Here is a 22,020-nt window from a genome sequence, read left to right on the forward strand (position 1 = left end):
CGATTCTCAGATCCGCTTCGACCGCATCGCGACCGCGGCGACACCGACCCCGACGACGATCCAGCCGAGCAGGACGGCCACGAGCGCGCCGACCGAGAGCCCGCTGCCGTCGAGCGCGGCCGCGAGCCCGGCGCCGCCCGCGTCGGTCGGGGCGAGCGCGAGCAGGCGGTACGTCGAGACCGGGTTGGCGGCGACCGCGGCGGCGACGAACCCGCCCGCGCCGTCGAGCGCGGCCAGCACGCCGAGCGCGAGCAGGTCGTGGACGAGGGCGAACCACGCCCAGACGAGGAGGGCCCCCGCGAGCGCGACCGTCGAGGTCGGCGCGACCGCGGAGATCGCCACCCCGAGTCCGAGGAGCGCGACGGCGACGGCGACGGTCGCGAGCAGGAACCACGCGAACGTCGGCCAGCCGGCGAGCCCGAACTCCCGGAGGAGGAGCAGTCCGGGGACGCCGAAACCGACCACGACCGAGGCGGCGAGCACCGCGGCCCGCCCGGCGAACACGCCGATCGCGGCCTCAACCCGCGAGACGGGCAACGTCAGCACGACGCCGAGGCGCCCGCGCTCGGCCGCGCCGACGACCGCGCCGTGACCGAACGCCAGCGCGGCCAGCGGCACGAGGTACGTCGCGAGTTCGACGTAGCTCGCGACCACCGGCTCGTAGCCGGTCGGCGCCACGCTCGACCCGCTGAACGTCGCCAGCAGGAGCCCGAACGCGGCGAAGACGACCGTCAGCCCGACCGCCCACCCCCGGCGGGCGGTCAGCCGGGTCTCGCGGCGGGCGATCCGGAGGACGATCCCGGGGCGCGGGAGCGGGACGGAGATACGCTCCGCGTCGGTCGCGGTCTCGTCGGCGGTCCCGGTCTCCGTCGCCTCCGCGGGCGCGTCTGTCGGCGAGGCGGCGGTCGCGCCGTCGACGACGCCGCCGTCGGGGGCCGGAGGCGTCGACTCGTCTCCGTCGCGTCCGCGCTCAGGCATCGCGACCACCCCCGGTGAGCGAGACGAACGCGCCCTCGAGCCCGTCCTCGTGGTCGGCCCCGAGCCCGTCGGGCGTCCCCTCGGCGACCAGTCGGCCCTCGTCGAGGACGCCGACGCGGTCGCAGACGCGCTCGGCCTCGCGCAGCGCGTGGGTCGCCATCAGTAGGGTGACGTCGGTCTCGTCGCGCACGCGGGTCAGGACCTCGCGGAGCGCGGCGACGCCGTTCGGGTCGAGCCCCGCGGTCGGCTCGTCGAGCAGGAGCACCGACGGGTTCGCGAGGAGCGCGGCCGCCAGCCCGAGCCGGCGGGACATTCCCTTCGAGTAGCCGTCGATGGGGCGGTCGATCGCGTCCGCGAGGCCGACGGTCGCGGCCGCGCCGGCGATGCGCTCGGCGGCGTCCTCCGGGCTCGACCCCACCCCGCGGACGTCGGCGTGGAACTGCAGGGTCTCTCGCCCCGTCTCGCCCGGCGGGAAGCCGGGGTTCTCGGGTAAGATTCCGATCGCCTCGCGGATCCGCCAGCCGATCTCGCCGACATCGCGGCCGCCGACCGAGACGGACCCCGCGTCGGGGCGCTCGTGGCCGGCGATCAGCCCGAACAGCGTGGACTTGCCGGCGCCGTTGGTTCCCACGAGGCCGTACGCCTCGCCCGATTCGACCGCGAGGTCGAGCCCGGCGAGGGCCTCGACGTCGCCGTACCGCTTGTGAACGTCCGAAATTTCGATGCGCATGGTTACTGGTTCCGCTGGTGGTGGTCGTCTCCCGGGTCCGAGTCGTACTCGACGGTCGCGTCGACGGCCGCCGCGTAGGAGCGATACGGCTCGACGTCGCGGACGGGGTCGGCGAGCGGGCGGTGGTCGACGATTCCGGCGGTCTCGACCGCGGGGAACCGGCTCTCGACCAGCCGGATCGCGTCGAACGCGGGGCCGTCGGCGAAGACGGCCGCGGTCGGGTGCTCCTGGACGATCCGCTGGGCCGCGCCGGCCGGCCGGTGACGCGTCTCGCTCAGCCCGTCGTCGTCGGCGTCGGCGACGCGGGCGTCCGACCAGTAGTTCCCGCGGTCGGTACCGTTCCAAGCGACGAGCTCGCGGGTCGTCGTCAACACCGGCACCTCGTTCTCGACGAAGCCGTTGCCGACGACGGTCGTCCCCGAAGTCCCGGCGGAGTGGTGGACTCCGACGCCGTTCGCGTACAGGAGGTTCCCGCGGACCTCGTTGTGCTGGGCGTTGTAGAGGAACATCCCCTGGTCGTTGGCGACGAGGTCGTTGTCGCGGACGACGCTGCGGTCGATCTCCTTGAGCAGGATCCCGTGGCCGCTCTCGCCCCGGTTCGCGACCGCGGTGTTGTTGACGACCTCGATGGAGTCGCTGACCATCAGCGCGTACCCCACGTCGTTCTCGAAGGCGACGTTGTCGGCGATCCGGTTGTCGTCCGAGTACATGTAGTGGACGCCGTACCGGAGGTCCCACAGCGTGTTCCCCGTCGCCTCGACGTCGGAGGCCCACGAGTAGTAGATCCCGTCGCGCACGTCCGTAATCGACGTGTCGCGGATCTCGGTCCCCTCCGTCTCCCAGAGGTTGATCCCGTTGCCGCGGTTCGCGAACCGCGGCGCCTCGGTGCCCTCGATCCGCGAGTCGGCGACCGTCACCTCGTCGGCGCCGTTCACCCAGACGCCGAAGGCGGCGTCGGTGAGGTACAGCTCCGAGAGCGTCGCGCCCGAGGCGTTCTCGGCGACGTACACCGCGGAGTCCTGCGATTCGAGATTTTCGCCGGTGTCGTCGATCCAGACGCCCTCGACCGCCGCGTTCGGCGCCTCGAGGACGACGACGCTGTCGTCGCCGCCGCCGTCGATCAGGGCCTCGTGGGTCTCGGCCGCCCGGACCGTCACGTTCGGCTCGTCGACGACGACGGGTTCCGCCGGCTCGAAGACGCCGGAGAGCTCGACCGTATCGCCGGGCTCCGCGGCGTCGACCGCGGCGTTCAGGTCGTCGTACGTCTCGCCCGGCGCGTCACCGGCGTCGTCGCCCGTCGCGTCGCCCTCGCTCGCGTCATACGATCCGCCGCCGCCCGCGCTCACGACCGTCGCGGTTCCCGACGCCGTCGGCCGCGCCGGGTCGTACGTCGGCGGGTCGACGACCGGCTCGTCGGTCCCGTTCGCGGCGCCGGCGGCGGTGCTCCCGGCTCCGTCGCCGGCCACGGCGCCACCCCCGGTCGCCGCGACGACGCCGCCGAGGACGGCCGCGAGCACGACGGCGGCGGCGACGAAGACCGCGCGCGCCGAGACGAGGCCGGCGACCGACGGGCGCCGGGTCATCAGTTCACCCCCGCGCGGGAGTCGTCAGTGGTCGGAGCCGGCTCGTCGCTCGATCGGTCCCGTTCGCCCTCGGACCCGTCGCCCTCGCGCCGGTCCGCGAGGCGCTCGCGGAGCCGTTCCGCGGCCTCGCCGACGGTGATCCGCGAGTCGCGGAGCAGGTACGCCGCGACCAGCAGGAGGAACCCGAGTCCGGTCATGTACCCCCCGGGACCGAACCACGCCACCCCGCTGATGTTGGCGATCTCGTAGGCGCCCAGGAGCGGCGGCGTGAACTCCGCGACGCCGACGACGGGCGCGTCCTCGCCGAGCGCGTGACCCGCCTGGTACAGCCGGTACTGGACGATCGCGAACGTGCCGACGAACGCGACGGTCGCCCCGATCAGCTGGCCGAGGAGGCCGTAGCGGAGCTTGCGCTCGGTCGGCGCGACCGCCACGAAGGCGCCCGCGGCCGCCACCGCGAGGAACACGACCGGGCCGAGGATCCACTCCGGCGCGGCGATCGCGTCCGGGTGGACCGCGTAGTTCGGGTCCACGAACACCGGGTCCGGGTAGTAGAACCCGACGTAGTGGTTCAGCGCCTGCACCTCGGCGTAGTCGCCGCCGAGCCGGGGGTAGGCGTACAGCTCGACGAGCAGCCCCTCGGGATACTGGGGCGCCTCGAAGGCGATCTTCCAGACGGGCACCGCGAGCGCCGCGACGAACAGGACCGCCGCGGTCACGGGTAGAGCCCGTCTGAGCTCCGTCAGTCGGTCGAATGCGGGTCTCATGGCGTGGGGGTGTGGGGTCGGGGGTGGTGATCGGGCGGTCGTTCGTTCCTATTCGCTCGGCTCGACGAGGAATCGCGAGCGCATCTCCAGGTGGAGCGCGCTACAGAAGTACGCGCAGTACGCCCAGAACACGCCCGGCTGGTCGGCCGTGAACGTCACTTCGCGGGTGTCCTGGGGCGCTAACGCGAGGTTGATGTCGTACTCCGGGATCGCGATCGAGTGGATCACGTCGCTCGTGGTCTCGACGTTCGAGATCTTGAGGTGAACCTCGTCGCCCTCCCGCAGGGTGACCTCCGGGAAGGCGTACTGGTTGCGGCGCGCCCACATCTCGATCTCGACGGTGCTCTCGTCGACCCGCTCGAAGGACTCCTCGCCCTCGGCGACGTACTCCAGCTCGTAGTCGTCCGGGTCCCACGTCTTCGCGGGGTCGATCTTGTCCTTGTGGACGATGCTGGCGTCGTGCGGCTCGGGGTACGACGGCTTGTCCTTCACCAGCTGCATCCCGGCGTCGTCGTCGCCGATGTAGAACAGCTGGTCGTTCTCGGGGTGGATCGGCCCCACCGGCAGGAACCGGTCCTTCGAGAGCTTGTTCAGCGAGACGAGGTAGTCGCCCTGCGGCGACGCCGTGTACGACTCCGCGGCGATGAGGTGGCCGGGGTTGTAGTGAACGTCGTGGCGGTCGACGACCGGCTCCTCGGAGCCGGCCTCGGCCTCGACGGCGGCCTCGTAGTCCCACTTGACGACCTCGCTGTCGATGAACGTCGTCGTGTACGCGTGGCCCCGCCCGTCGTAGGCGGTGTGGAGCGGCCCCATCCCGATCCGGGGCTGGCCCACGATGGCGTCCTGCGGGTCGTCGACCTCGGCGATCGCCTCGATGTCGATGACCGTACAGCTCGGGTCGAGCTTCCCGGAGGCGATGGCGTACTTCCCGTTCGGCGTCACGCTGACCCCGTGCGGGCTCTTCGGCGTCGCGACGTAGCGGACGATCGGGCGGTCGCCCTCGTTGAGCGAGCTGTCCATCGTCCCGTCGACGACGGGCACGCCGCTGATCTCCTCGTAGTTCCCGGCCTCGACGGCGTCCCAGATCGCTGGGATGTCGAACGCCTTCACGTAGTCGCGGTCGGAGCGGGCCATCTCGCCCTCGGTGGTCCCCTCCTCGCTGTTGTAGCCGGTCGCGAAGAACCAGCGGCCCTCCTTGCCGCCGTCCCCGTTGTCCATGTTGCCGTCGACCTCGACCTGCCACTCGACGTCCATCGTCTCCGGGTCGATGGCGGTGATGACGGAGCCGTACTCGTCCGGGCTCTGCACGTCGCGGCCGTCGTTCGGCATCGGGACGCGGAACTCGCCGACGCCGAAGACGAGCTGCGTGTCCGGCAGCTGCATGCAGGCGCCGTGGACGCCCTGGCAGTTCGGGACGTTCGTGATCGCGTCCGTCTCGAAGTACTCCAGGTCGACCCGGGCCATCCGCCCGTTCGCCTTGTCGTTGACGAACAGCCAGCGGCCGTCGTAGTCGTTGTCGGTCTGGGAGACGCGCGGGTGGTGGGTGTCGCCCCACACGTGGCCGTCGCCCTCCTCCTCCAGCATCCGACTCGTCTTCGCGTCGTGGCCGTAGCCGCGCGCGCTCTCGGCCTGGAACACCGGGATCCGCATCAGCTCGCGCATCGAGGGGAGACCGACGACGCGGATCTCGCCCGTGTGACCCCCGGAGAGGAAGCCGTAGTACTCGTCGTGCTCGCCGGGCGCGACCGAGTGCTCGCCGCTCCCGGCCGCGCCGCCCGAGTCGTCGTCCTCGTCCGCGAGGATGCTCGTACAGCCCGCGAGCCCGCTCATCGCCCCGACGGCGGCGCCCGCCTTCATGAAGTCTCGCCGGCCGAGCTCCAGGCGCGGGAGGTCGAGGCTCGGGCGCTTCGCCGCGGTCGCGTCGGTTCCTTCGGCGGTCGAGGCGATGTCGCGCTCGTGGTCGGTGAGCAGGTGCTCGATCGTCCGCCCGTCGACGATCTCCGGCTCTCCGTCGGCCGCGTCCGTTCCGTCTGCCGGTTCCGTCTCGCCCGCGTCCGCGGGCGTCTCGTCGCGCTGTTCGTCGGCCGCTGCCGTCCGCTCGTCGCTGGCGTTGGGTTGGGAAGTCATTGTCGGGTGGTGGCGTCGGCTCCGTCGTCCGCTCCGCCGTCGCCGTCGGATTCCGTTCGGACCGCGATCCGCTCGACCGCCGAGTCGCCGAGGACCGTCCGCAGTTCGGCTTCGATCTGCGGAACGAGCCGGTCGCGGGCGGCCTCGGCGTCGAAGCGGTAGCGGTGTCGCGTCGTCCCCCGGAGCCGCTCCGCGCCACGGTCGACGAGCCCCTTCTCGACGAGCCGGTCGACGGTCCGCTTCACCGTCGTGTACGCGACGTCGTCGCCGCGGCCCGTGACCGCGTCGTGCAGGTCGCGGGCCGTGAGGGAGTCGTCGGCGCGGCGCAGGACGGCGAGGAGCTCGCGTTCCCGCGGTCCGAGCTGTGTCCACTGGGTCATGGGTGGTCGGAGCCGAACGCCGTGGTTCGACCCCGCTACTGATCAGTACGGTCTAACCCCGGGGGTAGCTGTCGGCGAACTGTTCGGGGGTTTAAGTACTATCCCCGGTCCCGAACGTCTGCGAGAAGAGCGCCGCCGTCACGATTCGGAGGTGTTCGGACACCGTGGACTTCGCGAGATCGAACTCGGCCGCGACGTCGGCTGCGGAGACGCCGCCGGTCTCGAAGTACCCCTTCTCGGCGGCGACCGTCGCGATCTCGGCCTGCCTGTCGGTCACGCCCGCGAGGTCCACCGGGACGATGTCATCGCAGCCGCCGGCCTCGTCGCCGCCTCCGCGGTCGACGCAGAGCCGGCGGAGCTCGACGTCGAGCCCGGCGGCCTCGCACTCGTCGACGATCGCCTGCAGCTCCTCGTGGCCGCTCAGGACGAACGACACCTGGATCTCGCCGTCGACGATCTCGGTCCGCCGCGGCGACACCGGGAAGCTCCCGAACGCCGCCGGGAGTCCGCCGCAAGAACACCCCGCGCAGGGGGCGTCGCTCTCGGCCACGAGCGAGCGGTCCGGCGCGTGGGCGCCCGCTCCGTCGGCCGGGTCGGACGGTGCGTCAGCGCCCGATGCGTCGACAACGACGCCTCCGTCGGTGGCCGCGTCGTCGGCTGCGCGGTCCCCGTCGGCGTCCCGACGCTCGCAGGCGATCTCGTACCGGCCGTGCGCCCGGCCGCCGAACTCGACGAGGTCGAGGCCCGTCGGCGGTTCCTCGGGCGGGTCGGCGGCGACGAACTCGACCCGGTCGTCCGCCGAGTCGACCCGCAGGTCCTCCACCGCGGTGCTCGACGAGAGCGCGGCCACGGGACAGCCGTCGCAGGCCGACATCGCGAGTTCGACGTGGATCCCGTCGGTCATGTGCGGAGATAGGCGCTCCGAGACTCATATAACGCCGAGCGGTTTCCAGCGCGGTGAAAAGACCGGGACGCGCTCCGCGGTCGCGCCCCTTCGCGTCGGACCCTCCGCCGCCGTTCGGCGGGAGTCCGCGATCCGTTCCGGTGAGCGCGCCCTTTTCAATCCGGGGTCGGAACGGGCGGTATGCCGCCACTGGAACTCCCGCTCGGGCTCGGCACGTCGGGCCTCGACGACCCCGCGGAGTGCGCCGCGACCGTGACCGCCGCCCTCGAGGCCGGCTACCGCCACGTCGACACCGCGCAGATGTACGACAACGAGGCCGCGGTCGGCGAGGGGATCGCCGCCGCCGACGTCGACCGCGACGACGTCGTCGTCGCCACGAAGGTCCACCCGGAGAACCTCGCGCCCGAGGACGTGCGAGAGACCGCCCGCGAGAGCCTCGGCCGGCTCGGGCTCGACCGCGTCGACCTGCTGTACGTCCACTGGCCGATCCGCGCGTACGACGCCCCGGCGACCCTCCCTGTCTTCGACGAGCTCCGCGACGCGGGGCTCACCGACCACGTCGGCGTCTCGAACTTCACCCCCGAGCTGCTCCGCGAGGCCCGCGAGATCCTCGACGCGCCGATCGCCGCCCACCAGGTCGAGTGTCACCCGCGGTTCCCGCAGGCGGAGCTCCGCGGGCTCGCCGCCGAGTTCGACCACCGGCTCGTCGGCTACTCCCCGCTGGCCCGCGGCGACCTCTTCGACGACGAGGAGTTCCTCGCGATCGCCGAGCGGGCCGACCGATCGCCGGCGGTCCTCGCGCTCGCGTGGGCGCTCGCTCGCGGCGTCACGCCGATCCCGAAAGCGACGGGCGACCACGTCGCCGAGAACCTCGCCGCCGTCGACGCCGAGATCGACCCGGCCGTCCTCGACGAGATCGACGCGTTAGAGCCGGGCGATCGGAAGATCGACCCCGATGACGCGGCGTGGAACCGCTGAGAGACGGCCGACGCGCCGGCGCCGGGAGGCGTTTCAGACCGCTTCCAACCGCGCCCGCAGCTCCGCCTCCGCCCGGTCGACGAGGGCGTCCATCGGCTCGTCGACGTAGGTCGTCCACTGGTCGACGAACCCCGAGCGCCCGAGCATTCGGACGACCTCGTAAATCGGGCGCCGGGCCGCAAACCCCGCCGGGAGTCCGCCGGCGCGCTCGGCGTATCCGGCGCGGAGCGCCGCCGCGTACCGGTCCGGTCCCCGCGTGTCGAATCCGTTGAGAAGCTGGTCCTCCGCCCTGACGAGGTCTCGGGCGGGGTCGCCGACGTGGGCCAGCTCCCAGTCGATCGGGGCGATTCCGCCGGCGTCGGCGTCCCCGACCGGTTCATCGCCGACGACGAACAGGTTCGGCATCGCGACGTCGCCGTGGAGGAGGGCCGCCGGGGCGTCGCCGAGGCGGTCGCGGTTCGCCTCGACGCAGTCGATCACGGCGTCGTAGTGGTGGCCGAGTCGCTCCGACGTGCCGATCTCCCGGGTTCGCTCGATCGTTTTTAAAAGGACGTCCGGCCACGGCGCCCGTTCGAGGGCGAGCCCGTCGCGGTCGTGGCTCCCGACGATCTCGCCGTGGGTCTCGAACCGCTCAGCGTGGAGGGTCGCCAGCGTCGCGCCGACGCGCCGGAGCAGCGCCTCGCACCGGGGCCCACCCTCGGCGTCGCACTCGCGCTCCTCCCACGCGTCGAGGAGTTCGCGTCCCGGAGCGGGTCCCGTAACGAGATAGGGCGGGTCCGCGTCCGGATCGGCCGCGAGCACCTCGGGGACGGCGATCGGTCGCTCGGCGGCGACGTACCGCAACACCGCCAGCTCGCGGGCGATCCGCGTGCCGTCGCCGTCGATCGCGACCTTACAGAACGCCCGACCGCCGTCCGCGAAAACGACGCCGACCGTCTCGTTGGCGCCGTTCCACGAGGGGCCGACATCGGTCAGCCGCTCGACCGACCGCTCCGTGAACGCCGCGTCGAGAGCGGTCGTCACGGCCTCGTCCATGTCGACGCATCGCGTCCGGTGGCTGTTAAGACTGCTGTCACGGCTGCTAACACGAGACGATGAACTCCGGTCGTGGCGGGCGAGAGATGCCGAACCGCGGAAATCACCGACACCCTCATAACTGTTGAAGATGCATCAGATGCCAGTGAGAGACGACGCGTTCGGGGGGCGAGTGGGATTCGAGGTCGACGAGGGGACGCTCCGCGTCCGCGACGAGCTGGAGGGAGCGGAACTCCGGCTCGTCCTCGACCGCGAACCCGATCTGCGGCCCGCGCTCCCGGAGCTATTCCCGCTCCCGGTCGACGGTGCGGTCAGCTTCGAGGCCGAGTCGCTGTCGGTCCCCGAGTACGGTTCGATCAGCGTTCGCGACGACGACGGCGACCTCGTCGCCCAACTGAATGAGCCGCTGGAGCTCCCGCGCGGGTCCTACTGTATCGAGGTGAACGGGGTCACGAAGGCGCTCATCCGAGTGACGGACGTCGAAATCGAGACGAGCGGTTCGGCCGGCCCGGACCCCGTCGAAATCGCGTTCGACCGTCCGCGGACGGTCACGGTCGGCGCGCGGTCGCTCCACACCCGCCCGGAGGCGACGATCACGGTCCCGGACGACCCGACCGCGCTGGCGGAGGCGGTGTCCGTGTTGGGCTCGTCGATAAAGGAGTTCTCCCCCGAGCGGTCGTGGCCGACGCTACGCGGCTATCCGCCCCGGATCGAGCGCGGCGACGAACTCGATATCCCGAGCCCGCTGACCGTGCCCGACACGGGGGTCGAGGTCGTCGTTCGGCCGACGTACGCCGACGTCTACCGGCTCGCGACGCTGTCGTACTACCTCGGGGCGGAGATGGTGACCGGCGACGCGCCCGCGATACGGCTCGATACCGGATACGTGGAACGGCTTCCTTCCGAGGGACAGGCCCTCGAAGAGCGGGCCACGGAGCTGCTTCGAACGTGGTTCTTCCTCGACACGCTCGCGCGGACGGAGGGATACGTCCCGTCGGACAGAGCGGAGTACGAACGGGTCGGCCCGGAGCTCCCTTTCTACCCGCCGAACCTCGCGGATCTCTCGATGAGCGAGCGGCTGATGGAATACCTCGAGGTCGACCCGGACACGGTGGCGCCGTACGTCCCCACGTGGCCGACCGAGGCTGTACTGCGCCCCGGGCCTGCGACCGCCGAGCTGTTGCCGCATCTCGCACACGGGCTGGCGCCGATCCGCGTTCGCGGCTCCCCGGACCCGCCGCGGCCGGACGCGCCGATCGCCCTCGCTACGTCGCCGCAGGCCGCCGACACACTCGGACCGGACGCGACCGCCGGCGCGCTCTCGGACCCGGACGCGGACCCGGTGGCGAACGCGAACGGCGGGTCGATCCCGAGTCCGGACGTGGCCCCGATCCCGGCCGGCGCGTCGGTGTTGACCCCGGCGGCGTACGAGAACGCCCTTCGTAGACCCACGGTCGAGCGCGGCGACGTCGCCGTCGCGTTCCTCGTCGCCGACGCCGATCGCGCACGAGCGATCCGGCGGTCGATGACCGACCCGGAGCTCCCGGACGGGATCGGGTCGTGGACCGTATCCGCCGCCCCGAACCGGGAGACCGTCGTCGGGACGCTGTCCGATCCCGCGTTCGACGTCGTCTTCTGTGGGCTCCCGGTGAAAGATGGCGTCGTCGAGGCGGCGGACGGGCCCGCGGACGTCGCGGGGCGGAGCGCGGAGGCGGAGCGGGAGGCACCGGGTGTAACCGTGTTCGAGGGGACCGACGCCGCCCTCGCGGCCGGCACCGTCGAGCGAGGCGGTTCGAGCGCCGTCGCGCTCGACACGGTCGCAGAACCGGATCGGATCCGGACCTTCGTCGGGTTGCTCAGCTCCGGGTCTTCGATCGCGGTCGCGGTCCGACTGGCGTTCGGCGCCGACGGCCCGGCGGCGCGCTTCGCCGGTGATCCCGCGACCGCCGTCGCCGTCGATCGGGGGCTTCCGACGTACCTGTATTCGGTTCGGCCCGTTACGGAGGGATCGTACCGGGTTCTGCTTCGGTCGTTCCTGTCGGCGAGAGCACGGCTCGGCATGGAGTCGTGGATTCTCGACCCCTTCGACTCGAAGCCGTTCCTCGCCGGTAGTCCGTGGCGCGGGATCGGAGAAACGGACGCGTCCGGCCTCCTCGGCATTCACGACGAGAAGGCACCGGTGATCCGGATCGGGGACGACCTCGTCCTCTGGAGCGACCGCCTCTCCGCCGAGGACGTCGCGGAGTCGGTCCGGCGGGCGCTCTCGTCCCGCGAGTCGAACGCGTCCGACCTCGAGTCCCGGACGAGTGATTGAATCGCGAGACCGTGATCGCTCGCGATCTCTCGGGTACGACCCTGTCGCCGCCGGTATTTTTTATTTGCCGGACCACGAACCGCCACGTATGCCCCAGATCCACCTCGACGAGGAGACGGTCGAGCGGCTCGACGCGCTCCGGGTCGACGACGAGGAGTACGACGCGATCGTCAGCGAGCTGATCGGCATCTACGAGGCCGAGGAGCTGACGCTGTTCCGCAGCGGCGACATGGAGTAGCGACCGACCCCTAGCCGGTCGCGACCCCCGTTTACTCCTGATACGCGAGCCTGACCTGCTCCCACTTGCCGTTGGATTCGAGGTGCGCCTGGAGCTCGTCGGCGTACTCCTGGACGAGTCGCTCGGCGGCGTCGAGCTCCTCGTCGCTGGCGCCCCCGCCGCCCGAGCCGCCGAGTCCGAGCGCGTCCTTGATCGAGTCGACGAGGCCGCCACCGGAGCCCCCGCCGTCCTGTCCTCCCGGCGCCCCGCCCATCGCCGCGACCTGCGATCGGACGTTCTCGAGCTCCGGCATGATCGCCGGGAGGCTGGAGGTGTCGGCGACGATGCGGGCGTCGTCCGGATCGGCGGCGTCCTCGATCTCGAACTCCGTCGCGGTCATGATCAGGCCCCACTCCTGGCTGGAGAACCGCGAGGCCGCCACCCGCTCCGTGAACTGGTTGTCGACGGTCATCCGATCGCCGACGATCGCGTCGGTCCACTCGCTCATACCCTCCAGTTCGGACGCGGCCGTACAAGCCCCTTTCCCTCGCCGCCCTCGGGCCGACGCTCTCGGGACGCTTTATACCGTCCGAGCCCTCGCTCCGGCATGAACGGACGAACGCGACGAGAGCTGCTCGCGGCCGCCGGCGCCGCCTCGATCGCCGGGCTCGCGGGGTGTACCGGCGCGCTCCTCCCCGGGGGCGACGGCGGAGACGACGGCGCGGAGACGGTCGACCGAACCGGCGAGGGGGCCGTCTCGGTCGCCGTCGGGGCGGACGGCGGCTTCTCGTTCGCGCCCGCGGCCGTCCGGGTCGACGTCGGCGCGACCGTCGTCTGGGAGTGGACCGGCGTCGGCGGGAGCCACAACGTCGTCGACAGGGGCGGCGCCTTCGACTCCTCGCTCGCCGCGGCCGAGGGTCACACCTTCCAACACCGGTTCACCGAGCCCGGTACCTACGAGTACGTCTGCACGCCGCACCAGACGCGGGACATGGAAGGAGTCATCGAGGTCGTCGAGCCGGACCGCTGACGGCCGGCCGGTGAGCGCTCAGGGGAGCCCGTCGAACGCGTCGCCCGCGAGTCCGGGGCCGTCCGGCACCGGCACTTCCCCGTCCGCAACCGGACAGGGGTCCGACGCGAGGTCCTCGTCGAGCAGCGAGGCCGTGGCGAGCCCGCAGTGGGCGACCTCGGGCACCGCGGCCGCGACGTGGACCGCGGCGGTCCGCGCGACGACCGCGTCGATCGTGGTGGTGATCACGGGCTCGACGCCCGCCGCACGCGCGGTCGCCGCCGCCGCCAGCGCGCGGTCCGGCCCGCCGAGCGCCATCGGCTTCAGGACGACGACGTCGGCCGCGCCGGCGTCGAGGACGGCGTCGAGCCCGTGGTTCGACAGCGTCTCGTCGAGGGCGATCGGTACCGCGGAGTCGGCGCCGTCGCCGTCGCGGTCCCGGGAGGTCCGGATGTGCCGGAGGGCCGCGGCGCCGTCGAGGTCGTCGGGGGGGAGCGGCTGCTCGACGTAGGCGAGGTCCAGCGGCGCGAGACGGTCGAGCGCTTTCCGCGCGGTCGCCCGGTCCCACGCCCCGTTCGCGTCGGCCCGGAGCGCGACCTCGTCGCCGACCGCCTCCCGGACCGCGCGGAGGCGCTCGACGTCGGCGTCAAGCGAGCGCGCGCCGATCTTCACCTTTACGCAGCCGAACCCATCCGCGACGGCTCGCTCCGCCGCGACGGCGGTCACCTCGGGGTCGCCGTCGCCGACCGTCGCGTTGACCGGGACGGTCTCGGCCGGCGCCGGGAGATCGCGCTCGGCCGCGAGGCGGGCCGCCAGGGACCGGCCTTCTTCCCTCGCCGCGGCGTCCGCGAGCGCGAGCGCGAGACCGTGCCGGGCCGCAGGCGTTTCCCGCGGATCGAGTCGGTCGAGCGCGCCGTCGACGAGGGTGCCGTCGGCGTCGTTGACGCCGCGCAACGCCGACTCGCACTCCGAGAGCGACTCGGTCCACCCGGGAAGCGGGGCGGCCTCGCCGAGTCCCGAAGTCGAGACGCCGGCTCCGTCGCCACGCTCCTGCCGGTCGCCGCGAACGTCCCCGGACCCCACGCCGACGAGGAACCCCTCGCGTTCGGTTATTTCGCCGCTCGCCGTGCCGAGCGGCGTCGTCAGGCCGAGCGAGAAGGGGCGGAGCCGCACGGTCAGAGCGCGAGGCCGACGGCGAACGCGACCGCGTACGCCGCGAGGAGCTTCCCGGTCGACTCCAGGGCGGGGTTGAGCGCGTCGCCGGACGTCTCGGTCAGCACGGTGCGCGCGACGGTGGCCGCCAGCGGGAGCGTGACGAGCGGGAGCAACACAGCGGGGCCGTCCCCGCGGACGAGGAACCAGAAGGGCGTGAGGTAGGCGAGTGCGAGCAGGCCGACGTACTGGGCGCGCGAGAACCGGTAGCCGAACCGGACCGCGAGGGTGCGCTTGCCGGTCGCCGCGTCCTCTTCGCGGTCGCGGACGTTGTTGACGACGAGGATGTTCGTCGACAGCGCGGCGATCGGGAGGCTGGCGACGACGGCCGCGAGGGTGACCGTGCCCTCGGGAATCCACAGGGGGAAGGCGCCGCCGACGAGGGCGGCCGCCTGCACGTAGTAGGTGCCGGTGACGGCGATCACGCCGAAGAAGACGAACACGAAGACGTCGCCGAGCCCGTGGTAGCCCAGGGGGTACGGCCCGCCCGTGTAGGCGATCCCCGCGGCGACGGACGCCAGGCCGATCACGAGGATCGGGACGCCGCCGATAAAGACGAGGGAGGTGCCGACGAGGATCGCGGCCGCGAACGTCAGCCACATCGCCCGCTTCACCTCGGCCGGCTCGATGAGGCCGCTGGCGACGACGCGGGTGAACCCCTCGCGATCGTCCGTGTCGGCCCCCTGGATCGCGTCGTAGTAGTCGTTCGCGAAGTTGGTGCCGACCTGGATCAGCGCCGCGCCGACGAACGCCGCGAGCGCCGGGAGCGGGGCGAACGCGCCCGTCCGGAGCGCGAGCCCGACGCCGACGATCACCGGCGCGGCCGCCGCGGGCAGCGTCTGCGGCCGCGCGGCGATCACCCACGCCCGACGCCGCGACACCTCGGTACTCATTACCGGCGATAGGCGCGTCGCGTCCCTTAACCTTGCCATCCCGGATCGATCCGGCGAGCGTGACCGAGTCGCACACAGCTATCCCGGTTGACGCCGAGGGGACCGTATGGCCCGCGTTCCATACGTCGACGCGTCGGACGTGCCCGAGGAGTACGAGGAGCTGTTGGAGTCGTCGCTCCAGGGGAAGCCGCTCCACGTCTACCGGTCGCTCGGCAACAACCCGGAGGTGCTCGCCGGACTGCGCTCGTTCCTCGGCTCGCTGTGGACCGACAGCGGCCTCTCCGACCGCGAGCGCGAGCTCGTGATCCTCGCCGCCGCGAGCGAGACGCGGAACCGCTACGAGTGGCACCAGCACGTCAACATCGCCCGCGGCGTCGGCATCGACGACGACGTCATCGCCGGGATCGGCACCGAGGACCTCGCCCCACTCGACGCCGCCGAGACGACGCTGGTCGAGTACGCGGTCGCGGTCGCCCGCCGCGAGGTCGACGCGATCGTTCACGACGAGGTCGCCGCCCTGTACGACGACGAGACCGTCGTCGGGATCGCGGCGCTCGCGCAGGGGTACGCCGGCCTCGGCGGGATGATCGAGGCGTTCGACCTCGAACTGGAGGCCGGCACCGAGTTCCACGGCTGGGACCCGCGGTGAGGCGGGCGGACTGGCCGAACGCGGCTCCCGCCCCGACGACCGACAGATACGACATGGCCCGGTCCGTACCCGGAGTATGAGCGACACGACGGGCGGCGGGGAGGCCGGCGCGGAGTCGACCGAGGCCGGGTCCACCGAAGCCGAATCCACCGAAGCCGAAGCGAACGGGATCGCGGCCCGCTACGAGGAGGCCGACGGCGAGCGCCTGCTCACCTTCTCGGCCGACGGCGCCGAGGCGACGATTGCCCAGAACGCCGAGGGGTACGCGATGCTGAAGGTCCGTTCGGGACCGACCGGCGACGAGCTGGAGCGGTACTACGGGTTCGACATGGCGCTCGACCACGCCGCGGAGCTACTCGGCGTCACCGTCGGCGACCTGCCGGTCCCCGACGCCGCCGCCGACATGGGGATGTGAGGCGAGGGAGTTTCGATACAGTGGCGCGTGCCACCGAGCGCCCGCAGGGCGCGAGGTGCACGCGCGAGGGACGCGGTGAGCGCTCGGAGAGCGCGAACCGCGAGGCTGGGGAGGTGTGAGGTGTGGTTCTGGGCGGTGAGGAGGTGGGACTTTGGGGGTGGTCGTCGTCGACTGCGGGTTGGACGGTTACAAAACGGCGACTGAGTCGGTACGGGTTCTTTCTCCGTCGACTATCTCCGCTCCGACAACTGCCTTTTAAATCAACTATTCGCTCACTTCGACCGTGATCTCGTCGCGCGCCACGGCGAGCTTGAACGTCGGGACGGTCCGGTAGACGACCTCGACGACGTTCTTGCGTTCGAGGGTCCGGAGGGCGCGCCGCACCTCGTCGACGTCGGGGTCGACGTCGAACGCCTCCCGAACCGCGTTGAGCACGCTGACGACCGACTGCGAGCGCTCGTCGGGGTCGGCCACCACTTCGAACACCTGCGCCACCAGTTCCGGGACGCGGATCGTGTCGGGCGCACCACCCTTCGCGACCGCGTCGGCCTCGATGCCGGGCTCGACGTCGACGAGGCCGTTCGCCTCGGCCGTCGACCGGATCAGGCTGTCGTCGTCGCGGTAGTAGTACTCCTCGAGATGGTTCTGCAGGTACTGGTGCACCTCGCTGCCGCTCTCGAGCCCCCACGCGTCCTGCAGCTCGCCGTTCTTCGTCGGCTGGAGGCGGACGATGTCGGCGAGCCGGCTCCGCTCCTCGTCGGTCAGCGCCATACGTCCCCGTTCACCGGGGCAGGTATGGACGTTCCGGATCGCGATCCGAGGCGGGGGGCAGGGTCCGTCGACTCGTTCAGGAGGTCGTCGACTCGTCGTCCGCGTCGTCGGAAACGTCGTCCGCGTCGTCGGACGAGCCGCCCTCGCCGTCGGCGCCGTCGGCGTCCCACCGGTCGTCGGCCCAGTGCGTGTGCGAATCGGTCGCGTCGCGCTCGTTCGTCGCGGTCGAGGGTTCGCCGGCGTCGTCGCCGCCCGCGCTCGCCTCGGACTCGTCCGCGCCCGCGTCGTCGGCCTCTCCGGACGACTCGGGCCCCGCCACGCGGTCGGCGACGAGCTCCGAGAGCGGGTCGACGGTCACGGTCAGCCGCGCCACGACGAAGACGAGCGGGACGAACGACGCGATCAGGAACGCGGCGTCGTACGCCCACGCGAACCCGTCGATCAGGGGGACGATCGCCCCGGCGAACCCGCGGTGCGCGACCAGCACGGCCGCGAGCACGACGAGCCAGTACGCCATCGCGCCGCCGTTCTCCGCGATGCGCTCGACGTGCTCCGCGGCGTCGGTCCGGTGGAGGGCGGCGCGCGTCAGCGAGGCGACCTTCGGCGCGGCGTACGCGAGGAGGGCGACGACCGCGGCCGTCACCGCGGCGCTGGCGACCGCGGCGAACGTGATCGGCGTCAGCGGGACCAGTCGGTCGACGCCCGGGAGCAGCGTGAACAGGTACAACACGCCCACCAGCGCGAGCGCCGCGATGGCGATCCGACTGGCGGAGCGAACGGAGTCGCGATCGAACGCGTCCGTCGCCGTCGATTCGGTGTCGGTCATGATGCGCCCGGGAGGAGGGGCGCGATACAGATAATCGGGTGAGACGCTCAACGCGGTTTTACGCGGATTAAGAACCGCCGGTAGCGAGCCTCAGTCGGCGGCTTCGACCGCGCTCGCGGCGCGTATCACCGTCTCCTCGTCGAACTTCGGGCCGACGATCTGGAGGCCGACCGGGAGCCCGTCGGCCTCGCCGGCCGGCACCGAGATCGCCGGGAGGTTCGCGAGGTTGACCGGGGTGGTGTTGGCGTCCGCGAGGTACATCCGCAGCGGGTCGTCGAGGCTCTCACCGAGCTCGAAGGGGAGCACCGGCATCGTCGGAGAGGCGATCACGTCGACGTCTGCGAACGCCTCCTCGAAGTCCTGACGGACCCAGGCGCGGGCGTCCTGCGCCTTCTCGTAGTACTTGTCGTGGTACCCCGCCGAGAGCGCGTACGTCCCGAGCAGGATCCGGCGTTTGACCTCCGCGCCGAACCCCTCCTCGCGCGTCTCCGCGAACGACTCGTTCCAGTTGCCGTCCGACTCGGAGCGGGTCCCGTACCGCACGCCGTCGAAGCGCGCGAGGTTCGAGGAGGCCTCCGCCATCGCGATCACGTAGTACGCCTGCACCGCGTGCTCGACGGAGGGGAGCGATATCTCAGCCGTCTCCGCTCCTCTCGACTCCAACCCCGCGATCGCGGCCTCGACCGTCTCGACGACGCGCTCGTCGGCACCCTCGAACAGCTCCGTCGGGATCCCGACGGTGAGCCCGTCGACGTCGCCGTCGGCGGCCGCGGCGTAGCTCGCGTCCGGGTCGGCGCCGTCGACCTCGGCGAGGTCCCGCGTCGTCCCGTCGTTCGGGTCCGGCCCCGCGATGACGTCGAGCGCGGCGGCCGCCTCCTCGACGGTGCCCGCGATCGGGCCGATCTGTTCGAGCGAGTTCGCGTACGCGACGAGCCCGTACCGCGAGACGAGCCCGTACGTCGGCTTGATCCCGACGACGCCGCAGAACGCGGCCGGACAGCGCACCGATCCGCCCGTGTCGGAGCCGAGCGCGAGATCGGCCTCGCCGGCGGCGACCGCCGCCGCCGATCCGCCCGAGGAGCCGCCCGGGACGCGCTCCGGATCGGCGGGGTTCCGGGTCGGGCCGAACGCCGAGGTCTCGGTGGTCGTCCCCATCCCGAACTCGTCCATGTTCGCCTTGCCGACGACCGTCGCGCCGGCGTCCGTCAGCCGGTCGACGACCGTCGCGGAGTACGGCGGGACGTAGTCGGCGAGCATCTCGGAGCCGCAGGTCGTCCGGATCCCCTCGGTGGAGATGTTGTCCTTGACCGCGACCGTCGCCCCCGCGAGGGGGCCCTCGGCGTCCGCGTCGCCCTCGATCGTCGCCTCCGTGATGAAGGCGTTGAGGTCGGCCGCCATCTTACGACACCTTCGGCCCGACGAAGTAGCCGTCCTCCGTTTCCTCGGCGTTCGACAACGCCTCCTCCTGGGAGAGCCCCGACTCGACCTCGTCGGGGCGCATCACGTTGACGAGCTCCTCCTCGCGCTCGGTCTCTGGGACCTCGTCGAGGGCCTCGAAGTAGTCGAGGATGTCGCCGAACTGCGCGGCGAACGCCTCGACCTCGTTGTCGGCGAGGCGCACTCTGGCCAGCTCCGCGACGTGACGGACCTCCTCGGCGTCGACGGCGGCCGCATCGGAACCGGCGGGCGAGTCGGGGTCGCCCGACTCGCCCGCCCCCGCGTCACCCGTCGACTCGGACGTATCGCTCATACGTCGAGGTGTCCCGGACCGGGAGTAAGGGTTTCGGAACGGCGGACCGTCCGGGAGCGAGCCGGCGGCCGACCGGTGCCGAGCGGCGGTCGCCGGCCATCACTCCTCCTCGGCCCGCACCGTCACCACGGGCGGGCCGGCCAGCCGCACGACCTTCTCGGAGACGCTGCCGAGCAGGTAGCGCTCGACGCCGGTGCGACCCTCGGTGCCCATCACGACGAGGTCGATGTCGTTCTCGTCGATGTACTCGAGAATGGCCCTGTGGGGGTTTCCCGCCCGGACCGCGGAGACCGTGTCGATCCCCCCGAAATCGGCCGCCAGCTCCTCGACGAACGGCCTGGCGCGCTCCTCGAGCTCGCGCTTCCGGTCCTCTGTGGACGGCTGGTCTTTCGCGTAGCCCTTCGGCCCGGAGATGTAGTTCCCGCCCAACCCGAGCGTGAACTGACGCGTGTCGACGACGTGTAACACGTGTACCGTCGCGTCGAACGCCTCGGCCATCTCCCGTACGTGTGCTATCGCGGCCTCGGAACCGTCGCTCCCGTCCGTGGGATACAGGATGCGATCGTACATGGTGTCACCAATCCAACCATCCGCACAGTTACATAAAGTCCCACCGGCGGGAGCGGTCGAGCGTCGGGAGAGCGGTCCGACGGATCCGCGCCGTCACTCCTCGTCGGCCCGGACCGTCACCACGGGCCGGTCCGAGAGGCGCACCACCTTCTCCGTGACGCTACCGAGCAGGTAGCGTTCGACGCCGGTCCGACCGTGAGTCCCCATCACGATGATGTCGACGTCGTTCTCGTCGGCGTGTTCGAGGATGGCCGTATGCGGGTCCCCCTTTCTGACGGCGGTCCGCACGTCGATCCCGTCGAACGATTCGGACGACTCTTCCAGGAGTTCCGTCACATGTACGGTGAGCCGCTCCTCGACGTCGTCGGTGTCGGGCCCTTCCTCGTGCCCGCCGATGTACCCCTCTTCCGGTGACCGCCCGCTCATCGCTTGGCTCTCCTCGTCGAGGAACGCTCCGCTCAGGCCCAGCCCGCCCTCGCGGGCGTCGACGACGTACAGCACGTGCACGGTCGCGTCGAACGCCGACGCGAGCTCTCTGACGTGCGCTGCCGCCGCCTCCGATCCGGCGCTCCCGTCTGTCGGATACAGGATGTCGTCGTACATCGTGCCACCAAGCTGAAACTTATTGGAGCAGCGGTAAAAACCCACCGCAGATCGGCGCTCGCGACCGATCCGGTCGTCTGGCGGTGATGAGAAGCGGACGCGAAAGCGGCCGCGAAGCCGCGTCGAACCGGCCGCGGTTACAGCAGGTCGTTCGAGACGAGTCGGTCGACCGCCTCGCGCAGGCGCTCCTCGCTGGCCGCGTAGGAGATACGCGCGTGGCCGGGGGCGTTGAACGCGCTGCCAGGCACGCACGCGACGGACGCCTCCTCGATGGCGGCCTCGCACCACGCCTGGTCGTCCTCGTCGACGGGGAGCATCATGTAGAAGGCGCCGTCGCCGACGTCGACGTCGACCCCGTGCTCGTCGAACAGGTCGACGAGGAGGTCGCGGCGGTCCGCGAACGCCCGCCGCATCTCCTCGACGGAGTCGTCGGTGTTCTCCAGCGCCTCCACGCCCGCGCGCTGGACGAAGTTGACCGCGCAGGAGACGGAGTGCGAGTGGAGCTTGCCGGCCTGTCCGACGAACTCCTCGGTCGCGTGGAGGTAGCCGAGCCGCCAGCCGGTCATCGAGAACGCCTTCGAGAAGCCGTTTATCGTGACCGTGCGGTCGGCCATCCCGTCGAGGCTCGCGAGCGAGACGTGCTCGGCGTCGTAGATGATGCGCTCGTAGATCTCGTCGGAGATCACGGTGACGTCGTGTTCGACCGCGAGGTCGCGGACGCCCTCCAGCGCGGTCTCCGAGAAGACCGCGCCCGTGGGGTTCGACGGGGAGTTGACGACGAGCAGCTCGGTGTCGTCGGAGACCGTCTCGGCGAGGTCGTCGAGCGCGGGCTCGAGCTGGAAGCCGTGGGGGGCGAGGTCGACGCGGGAGAGGTCGGCGCCGGCGAGCTTCGCCATCGCCTCGTAGGAGACCCACGCGGGGTCCAGCAGGACGACCTCGTCGCCGTCGCCGATCAGCGTCTGGAACGTCTCGTATAACGCCTGCTTGCCGCCGGGGGTGACGATCACCTCGTCGGCGTCGGCGTCGATCCCCGTGCCGCGGAGCTTCGCCGCGATCGCCTCCCGCAGCTCCGGGATCCCGTTCGAGGAGGTGTAGCCCGTGTGACCCGCGTCGAGGGCGTCCTTGCCGGCCTCGACGACGTTTTCGGGGGTGTCGAAGTCGGGCTCGCCGACCGAGAGGTCGACGATGTCGGCGCCCTCGGCCTCTTTCTCCGCCGCGAGGTTCGATATTGCCAGCGTCGCGCTGGGCTCTACGCGTCCGATCCGGTCCGAGAAGTCGTATGCGTGACTCATTGTCGTGTGCTCCGTGT

The 22,020-nt window shown here is 71.6% G+C and carries 24 protein-coding genes; 6 read left to right on the top strand and 18 right to left on the bottom strand.

The features are described 5' to 3' along the window. Positions 1-6 precede the first annotated feature (6 nt). From FGM06_RS09900 to FGM06_RS09930, 7 genes are all read right to left on the bottom strand, one after another. Positions 7-978, bottom strand: a complete 972-nt coding sequence (locus FGM06_RS09900) for an ABC transporter permease (protein WP_144799091.1) — start codon at positions 976-978, stop codon at positions 7-9. Next, positions 971-1,708, bottom strand: a complete 738-nt coding sequence (locus FGM06_RS09905; protein ID WP_144799092.1) for an ABC transporter ATP-binding protein — start codon at positions 1,706-1,708, stop codon at positions 971-973. The genes FGM06_RS09900 and FGM06_RS09905 overlap by 8 nt, the downstream gene beginning before the upstream one ends. Positions 1,709-1,710: 2 nt before the next feature. Beyond that, on the bottom strand, positions 1,711-3,291 hold the full coding sequence (gene nosD / locus FGM06_RS09910; RefSeq protein WP_144799093.1) for a nitrous oxide reductase family maturation protein NosD: 1,581 nt from the start codon (positions 3,289-3,291) through the stop codon (positions 1,711-1,713). Continuing rightward, a complete protein-coding gene (locus tag FGM06_RS09915) occupies positions 3,291-4,058 on the bottom strand; it encodes a hypothetical protein (RefSeq protein ID WP_144799094.1) in 768 nt (255 codons plus the stop codon). Before FGM06_RS09915 ends, nosD begins: the two co-directional genes overlap by 1 nt. A 48-nt stretch (positions 4,059-4,106) precedes the next feature. Beyond that, on the bottom strand, positions 4,107-6,185 hold the full coding sequence (nosZ, locus tag FGM06_RS09920; RefSeq protein ID WP_144799095.1) for a TAT-dependent nitrous-oxide reductase: 2,079 nt from the start codon (positions 6,183-6,185) through the stop codon (positions 4,107-4,109). After that, the gene (locus FGM06_RS09925) at positions 6,182-6,565 is read right to left on the bottom strand and encodes a BlaI/MecI/CopY family transcriptional regulator (protein ID WP_144799096.1); all 384 of its coding nucleotides are present in this window, start codon (positions 6,563-6,565) and stop codon (positions 6,182-6,184) included. Before FGM06_RS09925 ends, nosZ begins: the two co-directional genes overlap by 4 nt. 91 nt (positions 6,566-6,656) lie before the next feature. Beyond that, complete coding sequence (locus tag FGM06_RS09930) at positions 6,657-7,469, bottom strand: helix-turn-helix domain-containing protein (RefSeq protein ID WP_144799097.1); 813 nt, start codon at positions 7,467-7,469, stop codon at positions 6,657-6,659. Positions 7,470-7,649: 180 nt separating this feature from the next. On the opposite strand from FGM06_RS09930, the gene FGM06_RS09935 reads away from it, so the two are divergent. After that, entirely contained in the window at positions 7,650-8,447 is a 798-nt protein-coding gene (locus tag FGM06_RS09935) for an aldo/keto reductase (protein ID WP_144799098.1), read from the top strand. Positions 8,448-8,480: 33 nt separating this feature from the next. On the opposite strand, the gene FGM06_RS09940 is transcribed toward FGM06_RS09935, so the two are convergent. Then, on the bottom strand, positions 8,481-9,482 hold the full coding sequence (locus FGM06_RS09940; RefSeq protein ID WP_144799099.1) for a phosphotransferase family protein: 1,002 nt from the start codon (positions 9,480-9,482) through the stop codon (positions 8,481-8,483). A gap of 145 nt (positions 9,483-9,627) precedes the next feature. Between FGM06_RS09940 and FGM06_RS09945 the strand changes: the two genes are divergently transcribed. Both FGM06_RS09945 and FGM06_RS16050 read left to right on the top strand, forming a co-directional pair. Beyond that, positions 9,628-11,796, top strand: a complete 2,169-nt coding sequence (locus tag FGM06_RS09945) for a hypothetical protein (protein WP_186311035.1) — start codon at positions 9,628-9,630, stop codon at positions 11,794-11,796. A gap of 88 nt (positions 11,797-11,884) precedes the next feature. After that, the gene (locus FGM06_RS16050) at positions 11,885-12,034 is read left to right on the top strand and encodes a DUF7557 family protein (RefSeq protein ID WP_186311001.1); all 150 of its coding nucleotides are present in this window, start codon (positions 11,885-11,887) and stop codon (positions 12,032-12,034) included. Between the two features lie 31 nt (positions 12,035-12,065). Here the strand turns inward: FGM06_RS16050 and FGM06_RS09950 are convergent, their stop codons facing one another. Next, entirely contained in the window at positions 12,066-12,521 is a 456-nt protein-coding gene (locus FGM06_RS09950) for a DUF5799 family protein (protein WP_144799101.1), read from the bottom strand. Positions 12,522-12,620: 99 nt separating this feature from the next. Here FGM06_RS09950 and FGM06_RS09955 point away from each other — a divergent pair, with 99 nt between their 5' ends. Further along, positions 12,621-13,043: a halocyanin domain-containing protein gene (locus FGM06_RS09955; protein WP_144799102.1), complete on the top strand. Its 423-nt coding sequence runs from the start codon at positions 12,621-12,623 to the stop codon at positions 13,041-13,043. 18 nt (positions 13,044-13,061) lie between these two features. On the opposite strand, the gene FGM06_RS09960 is transcribed toward FGM06_RS09955, so the two are convergent. Then, positions 13,062-14,195: a mandelate racemase/muconate lactonizing enzyme family protein gene (locus FGM06_RS09960; protein ID WP_144799103.1), complete on the bottom strand. Its 1,134-nt coding sequence runs from the start codon at positions 14,193-14,195 to the stop codon at positions 13,062-13,064. A 2-nt stretch (positions 14,196-14,197) separates the two neighbouring features. Further along, complete coding sequence (locus tag FGM06_RS09965; RefSeq protein ID WP_144799104.1) at positions 14,198-15,127, bottom strand: 1,4-dihydroxy-2-naphthoate polyprenyltransferase; 930 nt, start codon at positions 15,125-15,127, stop codon at positions 14,198-14,200. A 106-nt stretch (positions 15,128-15,233) separates the two neighbouring features. Between FGM06_RS09965 and FGM06_RS09970 the strand changes: the two genes are divergently transcribed. After that, positions 15,234-15,776, top strand: a complete 543-nt coding sequence (locus FGM06_RS09970; RefSeq protein WP_144799105.1) for a carboxymuconolactone decarboxylase family protein — start codon at positions 15,234-15,236, stop codon at positions 15,774-15,776. 76 nt (positions 15,777-15,852) lie between these two features. Next, positions 15,853-16,191: a DUF7111 family protein gene (locus FGM06_RS09975; protein WP_144799106.1), complete on the top strand. Its 339-nt coding sequence runs from the start codon at positions 15,853-15,855 to the stop codon at positions 16,189-16,191. A gap of 264 nt (positions 16,192-16,455) precedes the next feature. Here the strand turns inward: FGM06_RS09975 and FGM06_RS09980 are convergent, their stop codons facing one another. The 7 genes from FGM06_RS09980 to FGM06_RS10010 form a co-directional block, all read right to left on the bottom strand. Beyond that, positions 16,456-16,962 (bottom strand): DUF5797 family protein, encoded by a 507-nt coding sequence (locus FGM06_RS09980; RefSeq protein WP_144799107.1) that lies wholly within the window; start codon positions 16,960-16,962, stop codon positions 16,456-16,458. Positions 16,963-17,038: 76 nt separating this feature from the next. After that, positions 17,039-17,788, bottom strand: coding sequence for a hypothetical protein (locus FGM06_RS09985; protein WP_144799108.1), 750 nt, complete (start codon positions 17,786-17,788; stop codon positions 17,039-17,041). 90 nt (positions 17,789-17,878) lie between these two features. After that, entirely contained in the window at positions 17,879-19,186 is a 1,308-nt protein-coding gene (gene gatA, locus FGM06_RS09990; protein ID WP_144799109.1) for an Asp-tRNA(Asn)/Glu-tRNA(Gln) amidotransferase subunit GatA, read from the bottom strand. Between the two features lies 1 nt (position 19,187). Next, positions 19,188-19,538 carry an Asp-tRNA(Asn)/Glu-tRNA(Gln) amidotransferase subunit GatC gene (gene gatC / locus FGM06_RS09995; RefSeq protein ID WP_144799110.1) on the bottom strand — a complete coding sequence of 117 codons (351 nt, stop codon included), beginning with the start codon at positions 19,536-19,538 and terminating at the stop codon, positions 19,188-19,190. A gap of 99 nt (positions 19,539-19,637) precedes the next feature. Then, a complete protein-coding gene (locus tag FGM06_RS10000) occupies positions 19,638-20,108 on the bottom strand; it encodes a universal stress protein (RefSeq protein ID WP_144799111.1) in 471 nt (156 codons plus the stop codon). A 93-nt stretch (positions 20,109-20,201) separates the two neighbouring features. Further along, positions 20,202-20,711 carry a universal stress protein gene (locus FGM06_RS10005; protein ID WP_144799112.1) on the bottom strand — a complete coding sequence of 170 codons (510 nt, stop codon included), beginning with the start codon at positions 20,709-20,711 and terminating at the stop codon, positions 20,202-20,204. A gap of 137 nt (positions 20,712-20,848) precedes the next feature. Next, positions 20,849-22,003 (bottom strand): pyridoxal phosphate-dependent aminotransferase, encoded by a 1,155-nt coding sequence (locus FGM06_RS10010; RefSeq protein WP_144799113.1) that lies wholly within the window; start codon positions 22,001-22,003, stop codon positions 20,849-20,851. Between the last annotated feature and the right edge of the window lie 17 nt (positions 22,004-22,020).

The sequence above is a fragment of the Halorubrum depositum genome, assembly GCF_007671725.1.
Lineage (GTDB): Archaea > Halobacteriota > Halobacteria > Halobacteriales > Haloferacaceae > Halorubrum > Halorubrum depositum.

What these genes read in the sequence shown, in the direction of transcription:
- FGM06_RS09965 (WP_144799104.1), bottom strand. Translation starts at nt 15,127, where the DNA reads ATGAGTACCGAGGTGTCGCGGCGTCGGGCGTGGGTGATCGCCGCGCGG.
- FGM06_RS09970 (WP_144799105.1), top strand. Translation starts at nt 15,234, where the DNA reads ATGGCCCGCGTTCCATACGTCGACGCGTCGGACGTGCCCGAGGAGTAC.
- FGM06_RS09905 (WP_144799092.1), bottom strand. Translation starts at nt 1,708, where the DNA reads ATGCGCATCGAAATTTCGGACGTTCACAAGCGGTACGGCGACGTCGAG.
- nosD (WP_144799093.1), bottom strand. Translation starts at nt 3,291, where the DNA reads ATGACCCGGCGCCCGTCGGTCGCCGGCCTCGTCTCGGCGCGCGCGGTC.
- FGM06_RS16050 (WP_186311001.1), top strand. Translation starts at nt 11,885, where the DNA reads ATGCCCCAGATCCACCTCGACGAGGAGACGGTCGAGCGGCTCGACGCG.
- FGM06_RS09950 (WP_144799101.1), bottom strand. Translation starts at nt 12,521, where the DNA reads ATGAGCGAGTGGACCGACGCGATCGTCGGCGATCGGATGACCGTCGAC.
- FGM06_RS09985 (WP_144799108.1), bottom strand. Translation starts at nt 17,788, where the DNA reads ATGACCGACACCGAATCGACGGCGACGGACGCGTTCGATCGCGACTCC.
- FGM06_RS09900 (WP_144799091.1), bottom strand. Translation starts at nt 978, where the DNA reads ATGCCTGAGCGCGGACGCGACGGAGACGAGTCGACGCCTCCGGCCCCC.
- FGM06_RS09935 (WP_144799098.1), top strand. Translation starts at nt 7,650, where the DNA reads ATGCCGCCACTGGAACTCCCGCTCGGGCTCGGCACGTCGGGCCTCGAC.
- gatA (WP_144799109.1), bottom strand. Translation starts at nt 19,186, where the DNA reads ATGGCGGCCGACCTCAACGCCTTCATCACGGAGGCGACGATCGAGGGC.
- FGM06_RS09980 (WP_144799107.1), bottom strand. Translation starts at nt 16,962, where the DNA reads ATGGCGCTGACCGACGAGGAGCGGAGCCGGCTCGCCGACATCGTCCGC.
- FGM06_RS09940 (WP_144799099.1), bottom strand. Translation starts at nt 9,482, where the DNA reads ATGGACGAGGCCGTGACGACCGCTCTCGACGCGGCGTTCACGGAGCGG.
- FGM06_RS10000 (WP_144799111.1), bottom strand. Translation starts at nt 20,108, where the DNA reads ATGTACGATCGCATCCTGTATCCCACGGACGGGAGCGACGGTTCCGAG.
- FGM06_RS10005 (WP_144799112.1), bottom strand. Translation starts at nt 20,711, where the DNA reads ATGTACGACGACATCCTGTATCCGACAGACGGGAGCGCCGGATCGGAG.
- FGM06_RS09975 (WP_144799106.1), top strand. Translation starts at nt 15,853, where the DNA reads ATGAGCGACACGACGGGCGGCGGGGAGGCCGGCGCGGAGTCGACCGAG.
- nosZ (WP_144799095.1), bottom strand. Translation starts at nt 6,185, where the DNA reads ATGACTTCCCAACCCAACGCCAGCGACGAGCGGACGGCAGCGGCCGAC.
- gatC (WP_144799110.1), bottom strand. Translation starts at nt 19,538, where the DNA reads ATGAGCGATACGTCCGAGTCGACGGGTGACGCGGGGGCGGGCGAGTCG.
- FGM06_RS09930 (WP_144799097.1), bottom strand. Translation starts at nt 7,469, where the DNA reads ATGACCGACGGGATCCACGTCGAACTCGCGATGTCGGCCTGCGACGGC.
- FGM06_RS09955 (WP_144799102.1), top strand. Translation starts at nt 12,621, where the DNA reads ATGAACGGACGAACGCGACGAGAGCTGCTCGCGGCCGCCGGCGCCGCC.
- FGM06_RS09925 (WP_144799096.1), bottom strand. Translation starts at nt 6,565, where the DNA reads ATGACCCAGTGGACACAGCTCGGACCGCGGGAACGCGAGCTCCTCGCC.
- FGM06_RS10010 (WP_144799113.1), bottom strand. Translation starts at nt 22,003, where the DNA reads ATGAGTCACGCATACGACTTCTCGGACCGGATCGGACGCGTAGAGCCC.
- FGM06_RS09915 (WP_144799094.1), bottom strand. Translation starts at nt 4,058, where the DNA reads ATGAGACCCGCATTCGACCGACTGACGGAGCTCAGACGGGCTCTACCC.